Annotated in this window: 20 protein-coding genes and 1 other RNA gene; 5 read left to right on the top strand and 16 right to left on the bottom strand. The window is 64.3% G+C overall.

From position 1 onward, the window contains the following. Positions 1-21: 21 nt before the first annotated feature. From R4P57_RS02840 to prfB, 15 genes are all read right to left on the bottom strand, one after another. On the bottom strand, positions 22-753 hold the full coding sequence (locus tag R4P57_RS02840; protein ID WP_411742294.1) for a DUF1295 domain-containing protein: 732 nt from the start codon (positions 751-753) through the stop codon (positions 22-24). Positions 754-809: 56 nt separating this feature from the next. Next, positions 810-2,135 (bottom strand): cyclopropane-fatty-acyl-phospholipid synthase family protein, encoded by a 1,326-nt coding sequence (locus R4P57_RS02835; RefSeq protein ID WP_317801377.1) that lies wholly within the window; start codon positions 2,133-2,135, stop codon positions 810-812. Next, positions 2,132-3,445, bottom strand: a complete 1,314-nt coding sequence (locus R4P57_RS02830; RefSeq protein WP_317801376.1) for a cyclopropane-fatty-acyl-phospholipid synthase family protein — start codon at positions 3,443-3,445, stop codon at positions 2,132-2,134. Before R4P57_RS02830 ends, R4P57_RS02835 begins: the two co-directional genes overlap by 4 nt. Then, positions 3,442-4,221: a DUF1365 domain-containing protein gene (locus R4P57_RS02825; protein ID WP_317801375.1), complete on the bottom strand. Its 780-nt coding sequence runs from the start codon at positions 4,219-4,221 to the stop codon at positions 3,442-3,444. The genes R4P57_RS02830 and R4P57_RS02825 overlap by 4 nt, the downstream gene beginning before the upstream one ends. Next, the gene (locus tag R4P57_RS02820) at positions 4,212-5,483 is read right to left on the bottom strand and encodes an NAD(P)/FAD-dependent oxidoreductase (RefSeq protein WP_317801374.1); all 1,272 of its coding nucleotides are present in this window, start codon (positions 5,481-5,483) and stop codon (positions 4,212-4,214) included. Before R4P57_RS02820 ends, R4P57_RS02825 begins: the two co-directional genes overlap by 10 nt. Next, positions 5,480-6,166, bottom strand: coding sequence for an alpha/beta hydrolase family protein (locus R4P57_RS02815; protein WP_317801373.1), 687 nt, complete (start codon positions 6,164-6,166; stop codon positions 5,480-5,482). The genes R4P57_RS02820 and R4P57_RS02815 overlap by 4 nt, the downstream gene beginning before the upstream one ends. Before the next feature lie 118 nt (positions 6,167-6,284). Then, positions 6,285-6,655: a transfer-messenger RNA gene (gene ssrA, locus R4P57_RS02810) on the bottom strand. Positions 6,656-6,720: 65 nt separating this feature from the next. Beyond that, positions 6,721-8,172, bottom strand: a complete 1,452-nt coding sequence (locus tag R4P57_RS02805; protein WP_317801372.1) for an SDR family NAD(P)-dependent oxidoreductase — start codon at positions 8,170-8,172, stop codon at positions 6,721-6,723. Between the two features lie 31 nt (positions 8,173-8,203). Continuing rightward, positions 8,204-9,058 (bottom strand): DMT family transporter, encoded by an 855-nt coding sequence (locus R4P57_RS02800; protein ID WP_317801676.1) that lies wholly within the window; start codon positions 9,056-9,058, stop codon positions 8,204-8,206. Positions 9,059-9,066: 8 nt separating this feature from the next. After that, positions 9,067-9,540: an SsrA-binding protein SmpB gene (smpB, locus tag R4P57_RS02795; protein ID WP_032397704.1), complete on the bottom strand. Its 474-nt coding sequence runs from the start codon at positions 9,538-9,540 to the stop codon at positions 9,067-9,069. Positions 9,541-9,623: 83 nt separating this feature from the next. Continuing rightward, positions 9,624-10,529, bottom strand: a complete 906-nt coding sequence (ftsX, locus tag R4P57_RS02790) for a permease-like cell division protein FtsX (RefSeq protein ID WP_032397703.1) — start codon at positions 10,527-10,529, stop codon at positions 9,624-9,626. A gap of 65 nt (positions 10,530-10,594) precedes the next feature. After that, complete coding sequence (ftsE, locus tag R4P57_RS02785) at positions 10,595-11,284, bottom strand: cell division ATP-binding protein FtsE (RefSeq protein WP_027496574.1); 690 nt, start codon at positions 11,282-11,284, stop codon at positions 10,595-10,597. Positions 11,285-11,370: 86 nt separating this feature from the next. After that, positions 11,371-11,805 (bottom strand): hypothetical protein, encoded by a 435-nt coding sequence (locus R4P57_RS02780; protein WP_317801371.1) that lies wholly within the window; start codon positions 11,803-11,805, stop codon positions 11,371-11,373. Beyond that, positions 11,802-12,701: a mechanosensitive ion channel family protein gene (locus R4P57_RS02775; protein WP_317801370.1), complete on the bottom strand. Its 900-nt coding sequence runs from the start codon at positions 12,699-12,701 to the stop codon at positions 11,802-11,804. Before R4P57_RS02775 ends, R4P57_RS02780 begins: the two co-directional genes overlap by 4 nt. A 38-nt stretch (positions 12,702-12,739) precedes the next feature. Continuing rightward, the gene (gene prfB, locus R4P57_RS02770; RefSeq protein WP_317801369.1) at positions 12,740-13,852 is read right to left on the bottom strand and encodes a peptide chain release factor 2; all 1,113 of its coding nucleotides are present in this window, start codon (positions 13,850-13,852) and stop codon (positions 12,740-12,742) included. Positions 13,853-14,077: 225 nt separating this feature from the next. Here prfB and R4P57_RS02765 point away from each other — a divergent pair, with 225 nt between their 5' ends. Continuing rightward, the gene (locus R4P57_RS02765) at positions 14,078-14,569 is read left to right on the top strand and encodes a carbonic anhydrase (RefSeq protein ID WP_317801368.1); all 492 of its coding nucleotides are present in this window, start codon (positions 14,078-14,080) and stop codon (positions 14,567-14,569) included. Positions 14,570-14,628: 59 nt separating this feature from the next. Next, positions 14,629-15,432, top strand: coding sequence for an inositol monophosphatase family protein (locus R4P57_RS02760; protein WP_317801367.1), 804 nt, complete (start codon positions 14,629-14,631; stop codon positions 15,430-15,432). Here R4P57_RS02760 and R4P57_RS02755 read toward each other — a convergent pair. Then, positions 15,429-15,797: a DUF1304 domain-containing protein gene (locus tag R4P57_RS02755; RefSeq protein WP_317801366.1), complete on the bottom strand. Its 369-nt coding sequence runs from the start codon at positions 15,795-15,797 to the stop codon at positions 15,429-15,431. The two genes, R4P57_RS02760 and R4P57_RS02755, sit on opposite strands and share 4 nt — an antisense overlap. Positions 15,798-15,938: 141 nt before the next feature. Between R4P57_RS02755 and R4P57_RS02750 the strand changes: the two genes are divergently transcribed. From R4P57_RS02750 to R4P57_RS02740, 3 genes are all read left to right on the top strand, one after another. Further along, entirely contained in the window at positions 15,939-17,348 is a 1,410-nt protein-coding gene (locus tag R4P57_RS02750) for an acyl-CoA dehydrogenase family protein (RefSeq protein WP_149405644.1), read from the top strand. A gap of 44 nt (positions 17,349-17,392) precedes the next feature. Beyond that, a complete protein-coding gene (locus tag R4P57_RS02745) occupies positions 17,393-18,616 on the top strand; it encodes an acyl-CoA dehydrogenase family protein (RefSeq protein WP_317801365.1) in 1,224 nt (407 codons plus the stop codon). A gap of 186 nt (positions 18,617-18,802) precedes the next feature. Then, positions 18,803-19,144 (top strand): YciI family protein, encoded by a 342-nt coding sequence (locus R4P57_RS02740; RefSeq protein WP_317801364.1) that lies wholly within the window; start codon positions 18,803-18,805, stop codon positions 19,142-19,144. The last annotated feature ends 10 nt before the right edge of the window (positions 19,145-19,154 follow it).

Raw genomic sequence — 19,154 nt, 5'->3', positions numbered from 1 at the left:
CGCCGCTGCCCCACCCACGAGCTACTTGCTGGCTCGTTTCGGCGGCCGTGGGAGGAAATAGCTGGTTCGCTGCTGGTATTCGCGATACCCCGGACGCTGTTCCATGCTGCGCTCGAGCAACCGCGCGCCGGTGGCGAACACCAGGAAGTACGTCATCGCGATGGGCGACAGAAGCGTGAACACTCCGGGCCACGCCGACGCCGAGACCAGGAACAGTCCCCACCAGAGCGCCGAGTCTCCGAAGTAGTTGGGGTGCCGCGTCCAGGACCACAGACCACGATCCATGATCTTGCCCTTGTTCGACGCGTCGGCCTTGAAGGCCTTCAACTGCGCATCGCCCACTGCCTCGAACGTCCATCCGAGCATCCAGACCAGTACCCCGAGCACGACGACGGGTACGACCGATCCGTGTGCGACAGCGGACACCTGCACCGGCAGGGACACGAACCACAATGCAATCGCCTGCGTCAGATAGATCTTGCGCAGGGCATACAGGGTTTCGTTACCGGTGGCCTTGGACAGCAGTTCGGTGTAACGCGGATCCTCACCGTGCCCGCGTGAGCGCTGAAAGACGTGCAGTGCGAGACGAAGTCCCCACACACCGACGAGCAGGAGCAGCAGCAATCTTCGCCATACTTCACCTGTTCCGGTCGCAGCCGAGATCAGCGCGATCAGAACGAAGCCGCCGCCCCACGTCACGTCCACGACGTTGTGCCGTCCGATACGCGCACCGATGAGGGCGGTGACGATCATCAGGACAGCGGTGCCGCCGAGGCTCGCAAGCGATACGGTCAGGAAGTCGGACCAGTTCACCGCGCGGACACCCAGACCGGTCGAACCGGTTCCATCTCGGACGATCCGTTCTCCGACCGGACCGCCAGAATCTGGTCGACGCCCATCCGGTTGTCCCGGAACGCCATTCCGCCGCCGATCAGGTACAGCCGCCACACGCGGGCGACCTCTTCCCCGACCATTGCCACCACGTCGTCATAGCGCGCCTCGAAGCGCTCGGTCCAGACGTCGACGGTCCGCACGTAATGCTCCCGAAGCGCGTGGACGTCCCGAACCTCGAGTCCTGCCTCCTCGATCATCGCGACGGTCCGCCCGACCGGGCGCATGTACATGTCCGGCGCGATGAACGATTCGATGAATGCTCCACCGCCGGGGTTGTCACCTTCTCTTCGCGACATCTGCTGAATCAGCACGCGCCCACCCGGCTTGACGTTGGAGTGCAGTGCGGCGGCGTAGGTCGGGTAATTGGCCTCCCCCACATGCTCACCCATCTCGATGGACGCCACCGCGTCGAAGGGCCCGTCCGGAATTTCGCGATAGTCCTGAATTCGGATCTCGACGTTGTCCTGCAGTCCTCGGTCGGCAATTCGCTTGTCGATGAAGGCTTTCTGTTCGCGCGAGATGGTCACTCCGACAACCTGGGCTCCGTACTCCTGAGCCGCATGCAGGCTCAGGGACCCCCAGCCGCAGCCGACGTCGAGAAAGCGTTTCCCTGCACGCTTGTCGAGCCCGATCTTTCGACAGACCAGGTCGAGCTTGTCGCGCTGGGCATCGTCGAGGGTGTAGTCCGGCGAATCCGAGGTCCAGTACGCTGACGAGTACGCCATGTGCGAATCGAGCACCAATTCGTAGAAGTCGTTCGACAGGTCGTAATGGTGGCTGATCGCAGCACGGTCACGAAGCACCGAGTGCAGCCGCCCCTTCACCGAGGCCTGCGACACGGGCGGAGGTAGTGGGCGGCCGAACACTCCGAGATCCTTTGCCAGTTTCGCCAACCGCAGGAGCGACGCCGGCCCCGGTCGTATCGCCGAGAGTCGGCGCTCACGCACCACAGCCCAGACGTGATCGAGGGCCGCGGAGAGATCGCCGTCGACGTCCAGCTCCCCGGTGACGTAGGCCTGCGCAGCGCCGAGTTCACCGGGGCTCCAGAGCAATCGACGAAGGGCGCTCGGGCTCCGCAACAGCACTCGCGGTGCCGACGCATCTCCTGCAACAGATCCGTCCCACGCCTGCAGTCGAACGGGAAGCGGACCGCCCACCAGGGGTTCTATCAACTCGGCAATCCGATGCGCGACACCGACACTGCGATCGGTACGGTCCACGGAAAGTGTCGAGGTGGTCATCGGTTGTCCCTTCGGTCGAGCACGATCTGCTGAACATCGAGGTACCCGGATCGAAATCCGGCCTCCGAGTAGCACAGGTAGAAGTGCCACATTCGTGCGAACACCTCGTCGAAACCGAGCTCCTCGGCCTCGCTGCGGTATTCACCGAATCGCCTGTCCCACTGAGCGAGGGTTCGCGCGTAGTGATCGCCCATGGACAGACGCTCGCGGACCCGAAGCGAGGTGTGCTGCTCGGTCACCTCCTCGATGGCCCGCACCGACGGCAGGAACCCGCCGGGAAATATGTACTTGTGTACCCAGGTGTACGTGTTTCGAGTAGCCAGCATTCGGTCGTGCGGCATGGTGATGGCCTGGAGGGCAACCCGCCCACCCGGCGCGAGCAGTGCGTCGATCGTCTCGAAGTACGTCGCCCAGTACTGATGCCCCACGGCCTCGATCATCTCGACCGACACGATCGCGTCGTACTCGCCGTCGACCAAGCGGTAGTCGAGAAGATCGATCTGGACTCGATCTCCGTAACCGGCAGCGGCGCAGCGCTTACGCGCCAGTTCCTGCTGTTCGGTCGACAAGGTGACCGACCGGACCGTCGCACCACGAGCTGCCGCACGGATGGCCAGTTCACCCCATCCGGTGCCGATCTCGAGAACTCTGGTTCCCTCGCCTACGCCCGCCCGGTCGAGTAGCCGATCGATCTTTCGGCGCTGAGCGTCGGCGAGCTCCTCACTGTCGTCGCCGCTTCCCGATGCGGCGAACAACGCACTGGAGTAGGTCATCGTCTCGTCGAGGAAGAGTTCGAAGAGATCGTTCGACAAGTCGTAGTGGCGCGAGATGTTGGATCGTGTGTTCTTGGTCGTATTCCGCTCGCTCCGTGGAGGTTTGGGGACATAGAGCCCTCGGAGGCGCTGCAGGGACTTCGGAATCAGCGACGCCATTCGCCGAGCGAAGACCTCGAGTACAGCCGTGAGGTCCTCGGCATCCCAGTCTCCGGCCATGTATGCCTCACCGAATCCGATGAGTCCACTGTCTCCGACCCGTGCGGCGAAGTCGTGTGGCCGATACACGGTCATCAACGGTGCGTCGGCCGACCCGGCACCGATCACCTCGCCGTCGGGCATTGCAACCCGGACCTGCAATCCCGCGACCGCACGACGGAAAAGGAAATTGGCGACGGGCGCGGCGGCCGCAACCTTCATACCACCGGGAACATGGGCGATCTGAGGCCAGACCCGCGGATCCACCAACGGGCGCGGACCGGCAGCGGAACCACCGTACGGGTTCGACACAGAATCGGCCTTCGACACAGTTGTCATCTGTGGGCCCCTTCCTTCTGGAATTTCGATGCCCCGGGTGGGGCAGGTTTCTGCACGATCTTCAGACCCCGCGCCCAGAGCCGAATGCCCTGCCAGCGGATCTGTACCACCACTCGCAACGGCGCACACGGGATCTCGAGTGCTGTACGAAGAATCGACCGCGTCGTCACCTCGCGTCGACGGCCGTCGACGGTTGCCACGAACGGAGGCTGACCCGGCCGCTCGAGGACGATCGACAGCCGGAGCGCGGCGTCCGGCTCGGGTAGCAGCATGGAGTATTCGCCGTCGACGTCGTTGAACGGCGAGACGTAGAACTCCTTGGTCGTGCGGGCCGCGCCGCGATGATCGGTGTGCAGCAGATATCGGTATCGCTCGCCGTAGGTGTTGTGCACCTCCGCGACGACGCAGCGGAGCTCTCCGTCGCGATCGTGGCACCAGAACACACTCAGTGGGTTGAACGTGTGACCGAACACCCGCGCGCTGGCCAACATCGTGATCCGTCCGCCGCCGAGGTCGATACCGTTCTCCGCCAGGAACGCATCGACGTTCTGGCGAATGGTGGCGTCGGGGTCACCGAGGTGGTCACGGGGGTCGAACGAGGCCAGCGGTCGCAGCATCCGGGGCAATTCGGGGAGTGCGTCGAGGTCGACGAACCAGCTGTAACTCTTGTACGAGAACGTGTTTCGAATCGGTGCGCGTCGAACGTGGTCGATCCGAGTGCGATACAACGCCGCCCCGTGTGCGCGGGTGGTCGGCAGAGCGGATGTCAGAGCCACGTGGCCCCCACCCGTTGTGCGGCGCGCGCTCCCGACAACGCACCGTCCTCGTGAAATCCCCAGCCATGGTAGGCACCGGCGAAAGCCACTGTGTCGGTATCCAGTTCCGGAAGTCGACGCTGCGCTGCAACCGATTCAGGGGTGTACTGAGGGTGTTCGTAGGTCATCTCGTCGAGTACCGCATTCGGGTCGATGCGATCCGCCCCACCGAGGGTGACCAGCATCCTGCGATCGGTGTCGCCCAGGCGCTGCAACCTGGTCAGGTCGTAGCTGACCAGCACCCGGTCGGGCCTGGCTGCGCAGGACGGGAGGTGGTAGTTCCACGACGCCCGTGCTCGCGTATTGCGCGGCAGCACCGTCGAATCGGTGTGCAGTTGAGTGTGATTGGTCGAGTACGGCATCGCTCCCAGGATGCTGTGTTCGAGCGCCGTCGGTTCTGCGAGCATCTTCAGCGCGGCACCGGGGTGGACCGCGATCACGGCCGCGTCGAACGTGCGCAGACGGTCGTGACCGTCACGGATCTGCACGGAGTCCTCGGACCGGTAGACCGCGCGCACCGGGGTATCGAGCAATACCTCGTCGATGTGCCCCACAACCCTGCGGACGTATTCGATGGACCCACCCGTGACGGTGCGCCACGTGGGAGACCCGGTGACGGTGAGCATTCCGTGGTGGCGGAGGAAGGTGAACAGGTAGCGGGCCGGGTACGCAAGGGCGGTCGACGGATCGCACGACCACACCGCGGACACCAACGGAGTCATGAAGTGAGACTCGAAGTACGCGGAGAACGAATGATCTGCAAGAAACTGCGCGAGCGTCGTCTCGGAATCAGCCGAATCGTCACTGTCGAGCAGTTCGGTGGCCACACGATGAAAACGCTTGACGTCGAGCAGCATCGAGACGAAGCGTGGCTTGAACACGGCCGTGCGTTGCGCGAGAATCCCGCGCATGCCTTGTCCGCCCGAGTACTCGAGCCCGCACCCGTCGCAGCGCACGGACATGCTCATGTCCGAATCCTGAGTAGGCACTTCGAGCTCGTCGAACAGTCGAAGCAGCGTCGGATACGTCCGGTCGTTGTGCACGATGAACCCGGTGTCGACGCCCACCGGACCGGCGGGGCCGTCCACGTAGTGGGTGTCCGCATGGCCGCCGAGGCGGGAGGCCGCCTCGTACAACGTCACCGACGAGGTGGACGAGAGTGCGTACGCCGCCGTCAGGCCGGCAACACCGCTCCCCACCACTGCGACACGACGGCGGCTCATGCCGAACCGCCCATGCACTCGGCCGAAGAGTCAGCGGCGGCGGAGTCCTGGCGATGCTCGAACTCGTCGGCGATGCCGAGGACGAAGTCACGCGCTGCCCGCGACCAGAGCCGCGGATTGCGGAGCATGAAGTGCCCACCTGGCACCGAGAGGTAGCGAGCAGTCGCCCCGCGTTCCAGCGCACGTTCGGTCGCCCGGAGTGAGGTTCGCGGATCGGTCCACCTGTCGGCAGTTCCGTGCATCACGAGCAGCTTCTTACCCGGTCCGAACGCATCGGCCTCCGCCCCCTCCGGCCACCACGGGGCCAAGGCGACAACACCCACGATAGAAGGGTCGTCGACCAGGGCAGCGGCGGTGCGGCCACCCATGGAATGGCCGACGACCACCACGTGAACGTCGGGGTGCTCGGTGCGAATGCGATCGAGCGCCCACCGGGCGTCGTCGACAGGGCTTCGATCGGGGGCGTTCCAGCCACGGTATCGGTACTGCAGTTGTTGCACCGAGATGTCACGTCCCGCTCGTCGCAGCATGAACGTGAACGGCCACATCCTCAGCCCGGCCAGATGCCAGGGCCTACTACGGGCCCAGCTCGCGTCTTTTCCTCCGCCTAGGACCAACACGACCAACGCAGGATCGGACACCCGCCTGCCGGTGCGCAGAACTGGGATCGGCTCGTTGCTCATGACCACTATTCGGCACCGAGGTCGCTTCGGGTGGGATGAGTCGAAACGAGGCGATTGTGACCTGGCCGACACAGAGAGAAGACCGGGCCGAGAGTGTGTCTCTCGGCCCGGTCTTCGTCGGTGGAGCTGCCGGGAATCGAACCCGGGTCCTCTGCTGCATTGCCAGGGCTTCTCCGTGTGCAGTCCGCTATGTCTCTACTTGGATCTCCCGATCTCGCGAACAAGTCAGGATGACGATCCCAGCCACTGTTTGATGTTCCTCATCATCCCGCGGCCGGATGAATCGGTGAGCCCTCTAGCTGATGCCAGTACCCGGACCGAGGGCAAGCCCGGACTGACAGACACGCAGTCGCTACTTAGGCAGCGAGTGCGTAGTCGCGCTGATTGGAATCGGCGCTTATAAGGTTGCGATGACGCTTACGGTGGTCTCTCGCCTGCACCGACACGCTTCCCCTGACTCAACATACAAAGTCGAAACCGTTCAGCCCCGTATGTTCCCGAACACCGTGCCCGGGCTGTTCAGTGTAACGCCTCGCATGGGCACATTCATCCCATTAACTGCCGGCCCGTCGATCCGTCGTGTTCTGCGCGGCATCCTCGTCCACCCGCTGCACGACCGTGCGCAGCATCCGACGCGCCAGGACCAGGCGTGCCGGCAGCGAGGCATACCAGACCGCCCGACCGGCCAGTCCGCGAGGGAAGAACACCAACCGCTGCTCGATCGTCGGCTGCTTCGCGGTTCCCCCGACCGTCAGGTCGAGCCAGGCCTCGCCGGGAAGTCGAGTGGAGGACTTGAGCCGAGTGGTGTGCTCGGTGCCCGACGCGGATGCGTCGGGCCCGGTGACGTCGCGATGCCAGCCGGTGAGAACGTCGGCGTCGGCCAATCGTTCGAGTGCGGGCCTGATCGCGGTCGACCGCGCTGCGCTGCGGGCGACCCGGGTATCGGTGTAGACGACCTCGCCTGCCCACGTTGGATCCGAGGGCAGCGGATCCGACGGTGCCGCGGTACCGGTGGCGTCGGTCCACCGAGTCTCCACCTCACCGTCGTCGATCTTGCGCAACGCCAATCTCACGGAATCTCGGTAGCCGGTCAAGCCGCCGTCCGGACGAGGTAGGACGGCGTCGATATCCATCTCGTGGCCGACGGCGTCGTATTGCAGTGATTCGATGAGCGGCATCGCCAAACCGCGTGGAATGGGAGTCACCAGCCCGATCCAGTGGCCGGCCAGTCGCGGAGTCAACACCGGGAGCACGATGATCCGACGCTGCCGCAGACCCGCGACGTCGGCGTAGATGTTCATCATCTCGCCGTACTGCATGACATCGGGACCACCGATGTCGAAGGTCCTGGATTCGGTGATCGGCGCACTCGCCGCCCCGATCAGGTAGTGCAACACGTCGCGCACAGCGATGGGCTGGATGCGGTTGTGTACCCACCGCGGTGTGGTCATCACCGGAAGCCGATTGGTGAGGTGCCGGATCATCTCGAACGACGCCGAGCCGGATCCGATCACGACGCCGGCCTGCAGCACGATCGTCGGCACACCCGAGTCGATCAGAATGCGTCCCACCTCGGCTCGGGACTTCAGGTGTGGCGAGAGCTCACCGGTCGGCGGATGCAGCCCGCCGAGGTAGACGATGCGCCCCACGCCGCATTCCGCCGCTACGGCTGCGACGTTCTCGGCGCTGTCGCGTTCGGTGTCGGCGAAATCCGAGTGACCAGCGGTGCCCATCGAGTGCACCAGGTAGTACATGATGTCGACTCCGCTGAGCGCTTCCTTCAACGATTCTCGATCGCTCAGATCGCCCTGAACGATCTCGACGTCGGCCGCCCACGGCACGGTATCGAGCTTGGCGGGCGTGCGCGCCAGCACGCGGACCGTGTACCCCTCCTCGAGGAGTCGCGGAGCCAGTCGTCCGCCCAGGTATCCCGTCGCACCGGTGACGAGGACGCGCGGCGACTTCTCGGGCGCTGGGGTGTCGGAGGCAGAGTCGAAGGCTGTCATAACCGGAGTCATTACCCCCGCGCGATGCGGTTCAACCAGAGAGCGCGATCATCGCGATCGCACCGAGCGCCAATGCCATTCCGATTTTCTGCAACGTGCCGACTCGCTCGCCGAGCATCACCATCGCCAGCAGTACCGTCGCCGCCGGATACAGCGACGCGATGACACTCACCAGCGACAGCAGACCGCCCTGATACGCGTAGATCATCGCAGCGTTGGCGACGACGTCGAGCACGCTGACGAAGGCCGCAAGTTTGAGCACGCTGCCGTGCGGAGGTGCGAAGTGACCGGAGGCCAGGGCCACGATCCAGACCACCGCGGTCGCCGATGCGCGCGATGCCGCAAGTGGCCACAGCCCACTGCCATCGCCGATCTGGTGCAGAAAGATGAACGCGAAAGCGAACGTCACACCCGAACCGACCGTCAACCAGGCCACGGTTCGGGTGAACTTCATCTCTCGTCCACCGGCCACCTCGCCGGTCACCTCGTCCGGGGATTCCTTGCTGACCAACACCACGGCCACCAGGGCCACGGCGATACCGACGAACGCGATCACGCCGGGACGCTCGCCCATCGACAGCCCCACCAGCACCGGGATTCCGGCGACCAGCACCGCAGTGACCGGTGAGACCACGGCCATCGGTCCAGCAGCGAGGGCCAGGTAGAACCACCACACCGCAATGCCGCCTGCGACACCCGAGGCCAGACCCCACAGCATCGCCGGGAGCTCGATGGTGCCGCCGACGAACGGTGCGACGAGTAGAACGATCACCAGAGACAGCGGGTAGGACACGATGACCACCCGGAGGGCGGCGACCCGGCGGGATGCGACACCGCCGACGAAATCGCTCACCCCATAACCGACGGCAGCTACCAGAGCGAGCAGAACAGCGGTCAGCGCATTCCCTTCACACGACGCCCCAGCTCACGAGTGACCTCGCGTTCGGCGGTGCGCTTGGCCAGCGACTGTCTCTTGTCGTAATCCTGCTTGCCTTTGGCCAGCGCCAGTTCGACCTTGACCTTGCCGTCGGAGAAATACATCGACAACGGCACCAGCGTCAGGTTTCCCTCTTTGACCTTGCTTGCCAGACGGTCGATCTCGCGACGGTGAAGGAGCAGTTTGCGGTTTCGCCGCGGCGCATGGTTGGTCCAGCTGCCGAGCGTGTATTCGGCGATGTGCAGTCCGCGTAGCCAGATCTCACCGTCGTCGACGGTCGCGAAGGCGTCGACCAGCGAGGCCTTGCCGTCACGCAGACTCTTGACCTCGGTTCCGACGAGGGCAACTCCGGCCTCGAGGACGTCGAGTATGGAGTAGTTGTGCCGCGCCTTGCGATTGGTCGCGATGGCCTTGCGGCCCTTCTCTCTCACTGCAGGGCCCTTTCTCGAGCGTTCGCCGCGCGGAGCGGTTCCACGGGCAACCGCTCCAGCATAGAACCGAACGGCAAGCGAATTTATTCGCGCACGTACAGGCGCAGCGTGATGTACGCCGTCACCGCGGCCATGCCGACTCCCACCAGCGCGAGAAACGGCGAGACGAGGAGGACATCGCTGTTCGATATCCGGGCCAGAATGTTGGCCTGATACACATCCGAGAGAACATCATCGATGAACATGTTCTTCGCTGTGAACAGGCCGGCAATGGCGAGCGCCGAGCCGATCAAGGCCGCCACCACCGCCTCGAGCAAGAAGGGCAGCTGGGTATACCAACGAGTGGCACCGACCAAGCGCATGATGCCCACCTCGGTTCGTCTGGTGAACGCGGCGATCTGAACCATGTTGGCGATCAACAGGATTGCGGCGATCGCCTGCACCGTGGCGATGGCGAACGCAGCGTTGCGCACGCCGTTGAGCACACTGAACAGGCGCTCGACGAGGTCACGCTGATTGAGCACGCTCTGCACGCCCGGTCGATTCTCGAAGTTGTCGTTGATCACCCCGAACCGTTCGGGATCACTCAGACGCACCTTGAACGACGCGGGAAAGCTGTCGGCGCTGACCAATTCGGCCAATTCTGGCTGATCCTTGAACACGCGCTCGGTGGCGTCCTTCACCGCGTCCTCACGGTTGAGGTACTGCACCGACACCACCGACGGGGTGCTCTCGAGATCCGAACGCAACGTCGCGCAGGTCTCCTGCGCGCAGTCGGCGTCGCTCGCGGAGATATCGTCGGTGAGGAAAATCTGCACCTCCACCCGATCGAGGAAGATCTGCTGAGTCTTTCCCGCCATCTGCACCACGAGCAGTCCGCCGCCGAACAGCCCGAGGGAAATAGCGGTCGTCAAGATCATGGCGATCGTCATGGTGATGTTGCGGCGAAGTCCGGTGAGGACCTCGCTGAAGATGAAACTTGCGCGCATCGCGGAATCCGAGCCCTTCGATTCGTCGGTCGTGAAGTCTGTGCGGTCCTGAATCGGCGGCGGCGTCAGCGACCGACGCCGTAGACCCCGCGGGCCTCGTCACGAACGACTCGTCCGTTGTCGAGTTCGACGACGCGTCGGCGCATCGAATCGACGATGTGATTGTCGTGGGTCGCCATCAGCACCGTGGTTCCGGTGCGGTTGATGCGTTCGAGCAGCAGCATGATGTCCTGGCTGGTATCCGGATCGAGGTTTCCGGTCGGCTCGTCCGCGAGCAGCACGAGCGGACGATTGACGAACGCCCGAGCGATGGCCACTCGCTGCTGTTCACCGCCGGACAGCTCGTTGGGCAGACGATCCGACTTGCCGCCGAGCCCCACGAGGTCCAGAACTTCGGGAACGGTGCGCTTGATCATCGAGCGCGGCTTGCCGATCACCTCGAGCGCGAACGCCACGTTCTCCACGACGGTCTTCTGCTGCAACAGGCGGAAGTCCTGGAACACGCAGCCCATGCTCTGCCGCAGCCGAGGGACGCGTCGGGCCGCCAATCGGTTGACGTGGAAATCGGCGACGTGGATGTCACCGGAGGTGGGCGTCTCCTCCTTGAGCAGCAGCCGCATGAACGTCGACTTGCCCGAACCCGACGGACCGATCAGGAACACGAACTCACCCTTGTCGATGGAGACCGTCACCTTGTCCAGGGCAGGCCTGGTGGAGGTCTTGTAGGACTTGGAGACATTCGAGGTGCTGATCACGGGTCGCCAGTGTAGTCCTTACTCGCCGGTAACCGCCGGAACCGCTCGGGCGTCGCGGCGAGTCCCGAGGGACGGTAAAAGACGACTCAGCGAGACGTCGTCGGTGCCGGCTGGGTGGGGATGAGCGACTGAATCGCCGGCGGGATGGGTACGCCGAACGGAGCCGTCGTTGTGGTCGGCGGTGCGGTGGTGGTCGACTGGGTCCCGGTGTCGTCGACGCCACCCGACGGCTCCGGTTCCGATGTCTCGGGTGTGGTCGTAGTGGTGGAGCTGGGCTCGTAGGTTTGCGACGGGGTGTACGGAACCAACTCGCCCGGGTCCACTGCAACCGGGCCCTGGACCGTTTCCTCGTTCCTCTTGGTGATCTCTGCGCTGACCTGGCCGTACCACAGACCGGTGAGCACGAAGCACATACCGAATGCGACGGTGGACGTTCTGACGCGACCGTAGATCTTGGCCGGAATGCGCCACTGTCGCCAGGTCCGTCGCGGGTGATCGGTTCCGGTGGGCGGTGTACTCACTGATCCTCCGTCCGATCTCGTCCCGACGATTCCGGTGCGACCCCGGCCGTACTGACGTCGGGAGCGACGCTGATGCCCTCGGGTCGCAGCGCGGCAGCCACCCGGACTCGAAGTTCTCGTCCCACCTGGAACTGCTTTCCGGGCAGTGTTCGCGCGACGAGGCGAACGTTGACCTGTCCCACCTCGATGCTCTCCACGCCCATCACGGTCGGTTCGTCGAGCAACAGGGGCCGCAATCGCGAGTCGGCGAACGCGTCGCGGCCGACCTTCCGAAGTAGGGCATTGACCTGGGTGAGATCCGCGCTGCTGGGCACGGGAACGTCGACGACGGCGCGTGCCCAGTCCTTCGACAGGTTGATCGCTTTGACGATCTGTCCGTTGGGGACGGTGATGACCTCGCCGTCGACACTGCGGACCCGAGTCACCCGGAGTGTCACGTCCTCGACGGTCCCCTCGGCATCCTCGGCCGAGCCGTTGACGGCGATCTGTACGACGTCACCGAAGCCGTATTGCCGTTCGGTGATGATGAAGAATCCGGCAAGAATGTCCTGCACCACGCGCTGCGCGCCGAAGCCGAGGGCCGCACCGATGACCGTCGCCGGTGCCACGAGACCGCCGACCCCGAAACCGAATCGGCGCAGCACCTCGATGGTGACCAGAATGTAGATGAGGGTGACCAGAACCCAGGTGATCACCTGCGCCAGAGCATGCCGGTGCTTGGCGGCCTCGGACCGCACCAGAGCATCGCTGTGCTGGTAGTTCTGGTCGATTCGAGCGGTGATCCGAGACCCGGTCCATGTCACGAATCGCGCCGCCAGCATTCCGCCGAGGATGTACAGGACGATGCCGAGCGCGTTCAGCTTCAGGTCGAGCGTCGGGTTGAACCAGCTTGTCATCGGATCGATGGAGTGGAGCCTGCGCAATGACCGGTCATCTACTGCTCCCCCCGCATTCGCCAGCGAATTCCCGATTCCAGGAATCCATCGATGTCCCCATCGAGAACAGTAGACGGATTGTTCACCTCGTACTCGGTACGCAGATCCTTGACCATCTGGTAAGGGTGCAACACGTACGAGCGCATCTGGTTACCCCAGGAGCTGCCGCCGTCACCCTTGAGCGCGTCCATCTCGGCGCGCTCTTCCTTGCGCTTGACCTCGAGCAGCTTGGCCTGCAGCACTCGCATGGCCGACACCTTGTTCTGCAGCTGCGACTTCTCGTTCTGACAGGTCACCACGATTCCCGTCGGGATGTGTGTCAATCGGACGGCGGAGTCGGTGGTGTTGACCGACTGCCCACCAGGCCCGGACGAGCGGTACACGTCCACGCGGATGTCACCCTCGGGGATCTCGATGTGGTCGGTGGTCTCGACGACCGGTAGCACCTCCACCTCGGCGAACGACGTCTGGCGACGACCCTGGTTGTCGAACGGACTGATCCGTACGAGCCGGTGTGTGCCCTGCTCCACCGACAACGTGCCGTAGGTGTACGGAGCCTTGACAGCGAACGTGGCGCTCTTGATGCCTGCTTCTTCGGCGTAGGACGTGTCGTAGACCTCGACGCCGTAGCCGTGCTTCTCGGCCCAGCGGATGTACATGCGCATGAGCATCTCCGCCCAGTCGGCGGCGTCGATTCCACCTGCGCCGGACCGGATGTTGACCAGCGCGTCGCGCGCGTCGTACTCACCGGACAGCAGGGTCCGTACTTCCATGGCTGCGATGTCCTCCCGGAGCGACGCGCGTTCGGAATCGGCATCGGCAGTGGCCGACGCGGCTGCCTCGCCCTCCTCGCCCTCGGCGAGCTCGTACAGAACCGGCATGTCCTCGAGTCGCTGTCGGAGCTCTTCGACCCGGCGAAGCTCGGCCTGCGCATGGGAGAGCTGGCTGGTCACCTGTTGAGCGTGTTCCTGGTCGTTCCACAGGTCCGGCGATGCCGCCTGATGTTCGAGTTCGTCGATGCGTCGCCGCAATTCCTCGACGTCGAGAACCGACTCGACGGTGGAGAGAGTGGTGTCGAGCTCGGCGAGGTCTGCAGAAACGTCGGGATGCACGAGAGTCAAGGTTACCGGCACGCGAACCCATGCCCGACCGCCCCCGATCCCCGCCGACCCCGCACGAGGCGAACAGGACCCTCGTCGAGGGTTGGAACCATGCTGATTTCAACTCTCGTCAGGCCACCGGTCAACCGCTAGCTTTCGAGTGATCGACATATTCGCACGTCGACATGCCTGTCACCGCCCGGTGTCGGCCACACCTGCAGCACACAGGAGCGTCGTATGACCGTCACCGATCAGTACCTCGAAAACAACAAGGCGTACGCCGCGACGTTCGACGGTCCCCTTCCTCTGCCACCTTCGAAGCACGTCGCGGTGGTGGCGTGCATGGATGCTCGACTGGACGTGTACCGAGTTCTCGGATTGGCCGAGGGCGAAGCCCACGTCATCCGAAATGCGGGCGGTGTGATCACCGACGACGAGATCCGATCTCTGGCCATCAGCCAGCGGCTACTCGGAACGAAGGAGATCATCCTCATTCACCACACCGATTGCGGAATGCTCACGTTCACCGACGACCAGTTCGAGAACGATCTTCAGGACGAGACCGGTATCAAGCCGAACTGGGCGGCCGAGTCGTTCACCGATCTGGACCGTGATGTTCGCCAATCGCTGGCACGCATCGAGCAGAGCCCGTTCGTCACGAAGCACGAATCCATTCGAGGCTTCGTCTTCGATGTCGCAACCGGAACGCTGAACGAAGTCACCGGATAGGCACAGCCACACATATCGCCGCGTACGAGCAGACCCGTGCGCGGCGATAGTCTTCTCCGGTGACCGACTACTCCGCCGATCTTGCCCTTGCCCTCAGGCTCGCCGACGAGGCCGACGCCATCACCCGGCGACGATTCCTGGCCATGGACCTGTCGGTGGACTCCAAGCCGGATCTCACACCGGTGAGCGACGCGGATCTGGCCGTGGAGACGATGATTCGCGCCGAGCTCGGTTCGGAGCGTCCCGGCGATGCCTTGCTGGGCGAGGAGTTCGGCGGCACGGCCACCTTCAGCGGCCGCCAGTGGGTGGTCGATCCCATCGACGGCACCAAGAACTTCGTCCGCGGCGTTCCGGTCTGGGCCACATTGATCGCCCTGCTCGACGACGGCGTACCCCGCGTCGGTGTGGTGAGCGCACCCGCCCTGAACCGACGGTGGTGGGCCGCACTCGATCTGGGGGCCTGGACGGCATCGGACGGGGACTCCCCGCGCAGGATCGCAGTATCGAAGGTCGATTCGCTGGCGTCGTCGAGTCTGAGTTTCTCCAGCCTGTCCGGGTGGTCCGAACTGGGCATCAGGGATCGGTTCCTCGATCTGACCGACGCCGTGTGGCGGGTACGCGGCTACGGCGACTTCTTCTCGTACTGCCTCGTGGCCGAGGGAGCAGTCGACATCGCCGCCGAACCGGAGGTCTCGCTGTGGGACCTGGCCGCACTCGACGTCCTCGTGCGCGAGGCCGGGGGCGATTTCACCGCGCTCGACGGCAGCGCAGGCCCGCACGGTGGCAGCGCGGTGGCCACCAACGGCCTACTGCAGCACCAGGTCCTCACACTCCTGTCCCCCAGCGCGAAGAATCTCGCCTAGAGAACTGCAGCCACAACCAGCGCGATCAGCGGAGTGATGCCCTGGACGAACGCAGCTCGGAAGTACTTCGCACCGCCGGTGGCCAGAACGAGCGCTGCGCCGACGATGCTGGCGCAGGCGAAGTAGACGATGCCGTCACCCGCGGATCCGCCCACTACGAGGCCCACCACGATGCCGACGGCCAAGAACAGGTTGTAGAAGCCCTGATTGAAGGCCATCGGCTTGGTGATGTCGGCGTCGTTCTGGCTGGCCACACCGAACTTTGCCCACACGGCCGGCTTGGACCAGAGCACGCTCTCCATGACGAAGATGGCGACGTGGAGGGCCGCGGCGAGGGCGGCGAAGACCTGGGCGATCGGATGCACGCGAACAGCCTGTCACACCGATACGACGGGTGATACGAAATGCCGTTCGAGTGTCGAGGCCACCGGTACTTACTCGACAGTAGACAGCTAACTTACTCGGGAGTAAGATCTGTGAAGTCCGTGCCCGACGCCGAGGAACTGGTGATCATGAGCAAGCAAGACAGTGTGGTCGACGCGAAGGCCCCGAAGGTGCCCCGCGATACTTCTGCGGTTGGCCTCAACCCGTTCAAGAGAGATGCGATCGGAACCGCCATGCGCGTTCTGACCGCCATCACCGGATCGGAACTGGCGGAGAAGTACAACCTCCGCCAAACCATCGACCGGGTGACGTACGAGAGCACCAAGACCGGGTTCAAGACCCTCGGCGCTGCCAACCGCACGTTCGCCAAGGTCACCGGTGGCGGCAAGCCCAAGCGTCTCGACGACGGTGCCGCCAAGAACCTGAGCTACTTCGACCTGACGCCCGACGACGAACAGCGCATGATCGTCGAGACGGTCAAGGAGTTCGCCGAGGAGATCCTCCGCCCGGCTGCCTTCGACGCAGACCACAGCGCCTCCTCGCCCGAGGATCTGGTTCGTCGTTCCGCCGAGCTCGGCATCACGCTCATCAACGTTCCCGAGGAACTCGACGGTGCCGCCAGCGAGCGTGGTGCGGTCACCAACTCTCTGGTCGCCGAGGCCCTCGCACACGGCGACATGGGTCTGGCATTGCCCATCCTCGCCCCATCGGGTGTAGCCGTCGCCCTCACCCAATGGGGCACCGACGCACAGCAGAAGACCTACCTCCCGGCATTCGTCGGCGAGAAGGTGCCGAACGCAGCAGTGGTCGTCAACGAGCCTCGCGCGCTGTTCGATCCGTACGCGTTGCAGACCAAGGCCGTTCGCTCCCCCAGCGGCTACAAGCTCAACGGAGTCAAGAGCCTGGTGCCTGCTGCAGGCAGCTCCGAGCTGTTCGTCATCGCCGCAGAACTCGAAGGCCGTCCGGCCTTCTTCATCGTCGAGTCGGACTCCAAGGGCCTCGTCGTCGAAGCCGACCCGAGCATGGGTCTGCGCGCAGCCGGCCTCGGTCGCCTGATTCTGACGGACGTCGCAGTTCCCGAGTCGGCACTGCTCGGTGACGGTGACGCAGACCAGCGGGCCGCCGAGTACAGCGCTGCCATCGGTCTCGCGCGACTCGGCTGGGCATCACTGGCCGTCGGTACGAGCCAGGCCGTTCTGGACTACGTCATTCCGTACGTCAACGATCGTGTCGCCTTCGGTGAGCCGATCAGCAATCGCCAGGCCGTGGCCTTCATGGTCGCCAACATCGCCATCGAACTCGACGGCATGCGGTTGGTCACCCTGCGCGGTGCGTCGAGGGCCGAGCAGGGCCTGTCGTTCACCCGTGAATCGGCGCTCGCGCGTCGACTGGCCTCCGAGAAGGGCATGCAGATCGGTTCCGACGGCGTGCAACTGCTCGGTGGTCACGGTTTCACCAAGGAGCACCCGGTGGAGCGTTGGTACCGAGATCTGCGGTCCGTCGGCGTCGCCGAGGGCATCGTTCTCATCTAGCTCGCCGCCCCGAATTCCATGGCACTCACCCAAGGACATACACGATGATCAATCTTGAACTCCCCAAGAAGCTTCGGGCGCAGGCGAATCAGGCTCACCAGGTCGCTGCCGAGATCTTCCGCCCGATTTCCCGCAAATACGACCTCGCCGAGCACGCGTACCCGGTGGAACTCGACACGATGGCATCGATGGTCGAAGGCATGTCCGATGCCGGCGGTGAAATCGGCGGCGCCGCCGGTGGCCGCGAGAAGGACAGCGAGTCCGCTCCGAAGCCGAGCAAGACCGCGAACTCCAACGGCGGCAACATGTCCGCCCTGGTGAACGTCATCGAGACCTGCTGGGGAGATGTGGGCTTGACCCTGTCAATCCCTTACCAGGGACTGGGCAACTCGGCGATCGCCGCTGTCTCCACCGACGAGCAGCTCGAACGTTTCGGCAAGGTGTGGGCCTCGATGGCCATCACCGAGCCCGGCTTCGGCTCCGACTCCGCAGCAGTGACCACCACGGCCGTGTTGGACGGCGACGAGTGGGTTCTCAACGGCGAGAAGATCTACGTCACCGCCGGCGAGCGTTCCACCCACATCGTCGTGTGGGCGACTGTCGACAAGTCCCTCGGCCGCGCGGCCATCAAGTCGTTCGTCGTTCCGCGTGACGCTCCGGGCCTGTCGGTTGCCCGCCTCGAGCACAAGCTGGGCATCAAGGCCTCCGATACTGCGGCACTGTTGCTCGAGGACTGCCGCATCCCGAAGGACAACCTGCTCGGCACCGCCGAGGTCAACGTCGAAAAAGGCTTTGCCGGCGTCATGCAGACGTTCGACAACACTCGCCCCCTGGTGGCAGGTATGGCCATCGGCGTGGCACGGGCAGCTCTCGAAGAGTTGCGGTCCATCCTGGTGGACGCCGGAGTCGAGATCTCCTACGAGACCCCGGCCTACAACCAGCACGCGGCAGCCGCAGAGTTCCTGCGCCTCGAAGCGGACTGGGAGGCGGCACACCTGCTCACATTGCGTGCGGCGTGGATGGCCGACAACAAGGAGCCCAACTCCCTTCAGGCATCGATGTCCAAGGCCAAGGCGGGTCGCTCGGCAGTCGACATCACCCTCAAGGCAGTGGAGCTAGCCGGCACGTACGGCTACTCCGAGCGCCCGCTGCTCGAGAAGTGGAGCCGCGACTCCAAAATTCTCGACATCTTCGAGGGAACTCAGCAGATTCAGCAGCTGATCGTCGCTCGTCGCATACTCGGAAAGACGTCGGCAGAACTGAAGTGACACCTCGGCTCGTCGACGAGCCGAGGAGCAGCCGCGAAACGGCATCGGACCATCCGTCCGATGCCGTTTTTCGTGTGCAAGAAAGAAATCTCGGACGCCGGTGTCGATATCGTGGCTTCTCGAACGTCGTCATCGTGTACGGCGACTCGCGCCGCGACAACGAGGTACCGAACCCAGGAGCGCACCATGAAGTACATCCTTTTGATCAACGCCGACACCGCGCCCGGAGCAGCACCGGGCTGCAGCAGTGTCGAGGATTGGATGACCTACGAGAAGGAGATGAAGGAGGCAGGCGTTCACGTCTCCGGTCACGCGATGGCCGACCTCACGACGGCCACGGCGGTGCGCGTCGCCGCCACCGGAGAACGCACCGTCACCGACGGACCGTATGCCGAATCTCACGAGGTTCTCGGCGGCTACGACGTGATCGACGTTCCAGACCTGGACGCTGCACTCGAGTGGGCGGCACGATGCCCCGGTTCCAAGGACGGCGGCACGGTGATCGTGCGTCCCCTTGCAGAATTCTGACCGGCGCAGT

This window comes from Rhodococcus sp. IEGM 1330 (assembly GCF_033142445.1).
Lineage (GTDB): Bacteria > Actinomycetota > Actinomycetes > Mycobacteriales > Mycobacteriaceae > Rhodococcoides.
Note: the sequence above shows the minus strand (reverse complement) of the source record. Positions and strands in the feature narration are given on the sequence as shown.

Bases quoted from the DNA above. Each gene is read 5' to 3' on its own strand.
- R4P57_RS02840 (WP_411742294.1), bottom strand. From the start codon at position 753: ATGATCGTCACCGCCCTCATCGGTGCGCGTATCGGACGGCACAACGTC.
- R4P57_RS02835 (WP_317801377.1), bottom strand. From the start codon at position 2,135: ATGACCACCTCGACACTTTCCGTGGACCGTACCGATCGCAGTGTCGGT.
- R4P57_RS02830 (WP_317801376.1), bottom strand. From the start codon at position 3,445: ATGACAACTGTGTCGAAGGCCGATTCTGTGTCGAACCCGTACGGTGGT.
- R4P57_RS02820 (WP_317801374.1), bottom strand. From the start codon at position 5,483: ATGAGCCGCCGTCGTGTCGCAGTGGTGGGGAGCGGTGTTGCCGGCCTG.
- R4P57_RS02815 (WP_317801373.1), bottom strand. From the start codon at position 6,166: ATGAGCAACGAGCCGATCCCAGTTCTGCGCACCGGCAGGCGGGTGTCC.
- R4P57_RS02805 (WP_317801372.1), bottom strand. From the start codon at position 8,172: ATGACAGCCTTCGACTCTGCCTCCGACACCCCAGCGCCCGAGAAGTCG.
- ftsX (WP_032397703.1), bottom strand. From the start codon at position 10,529: ATGCGCGCAAGTTTCATCTTCAGCGAGGTCCTCACCGGACTTCGCCGC.
- R4P57_RS02775 (WP_317801370.1), bottom strand. From the start codon at position 12,701: ATGACAAGCTGGTTCAACCCGACGCTCGACCTGAAGCTGAACGCGCTC.
- R4P57_RS02765 (WP_317801368.1), top strand. From the start codon at position 14,078: ATGACCGTCACCGATCAGTACCTCGAAAACAACAAGGCGTACGCCGCG.
- R4P57_RS02745 (WP_317801365.1), top strand. From the start codon at position 17,393: ATGATCAATCTTGAACTCCCCAAGAAGCTTCGGGCGCAGGCGAATCAG.
- R4P57_RS02740 (WP_317801364.1), top strand. From the start codon at position 18,803: ATGAAGTACATCCTTTTGATCAACGCCGACACCGCGCCCGGAGCAGCA.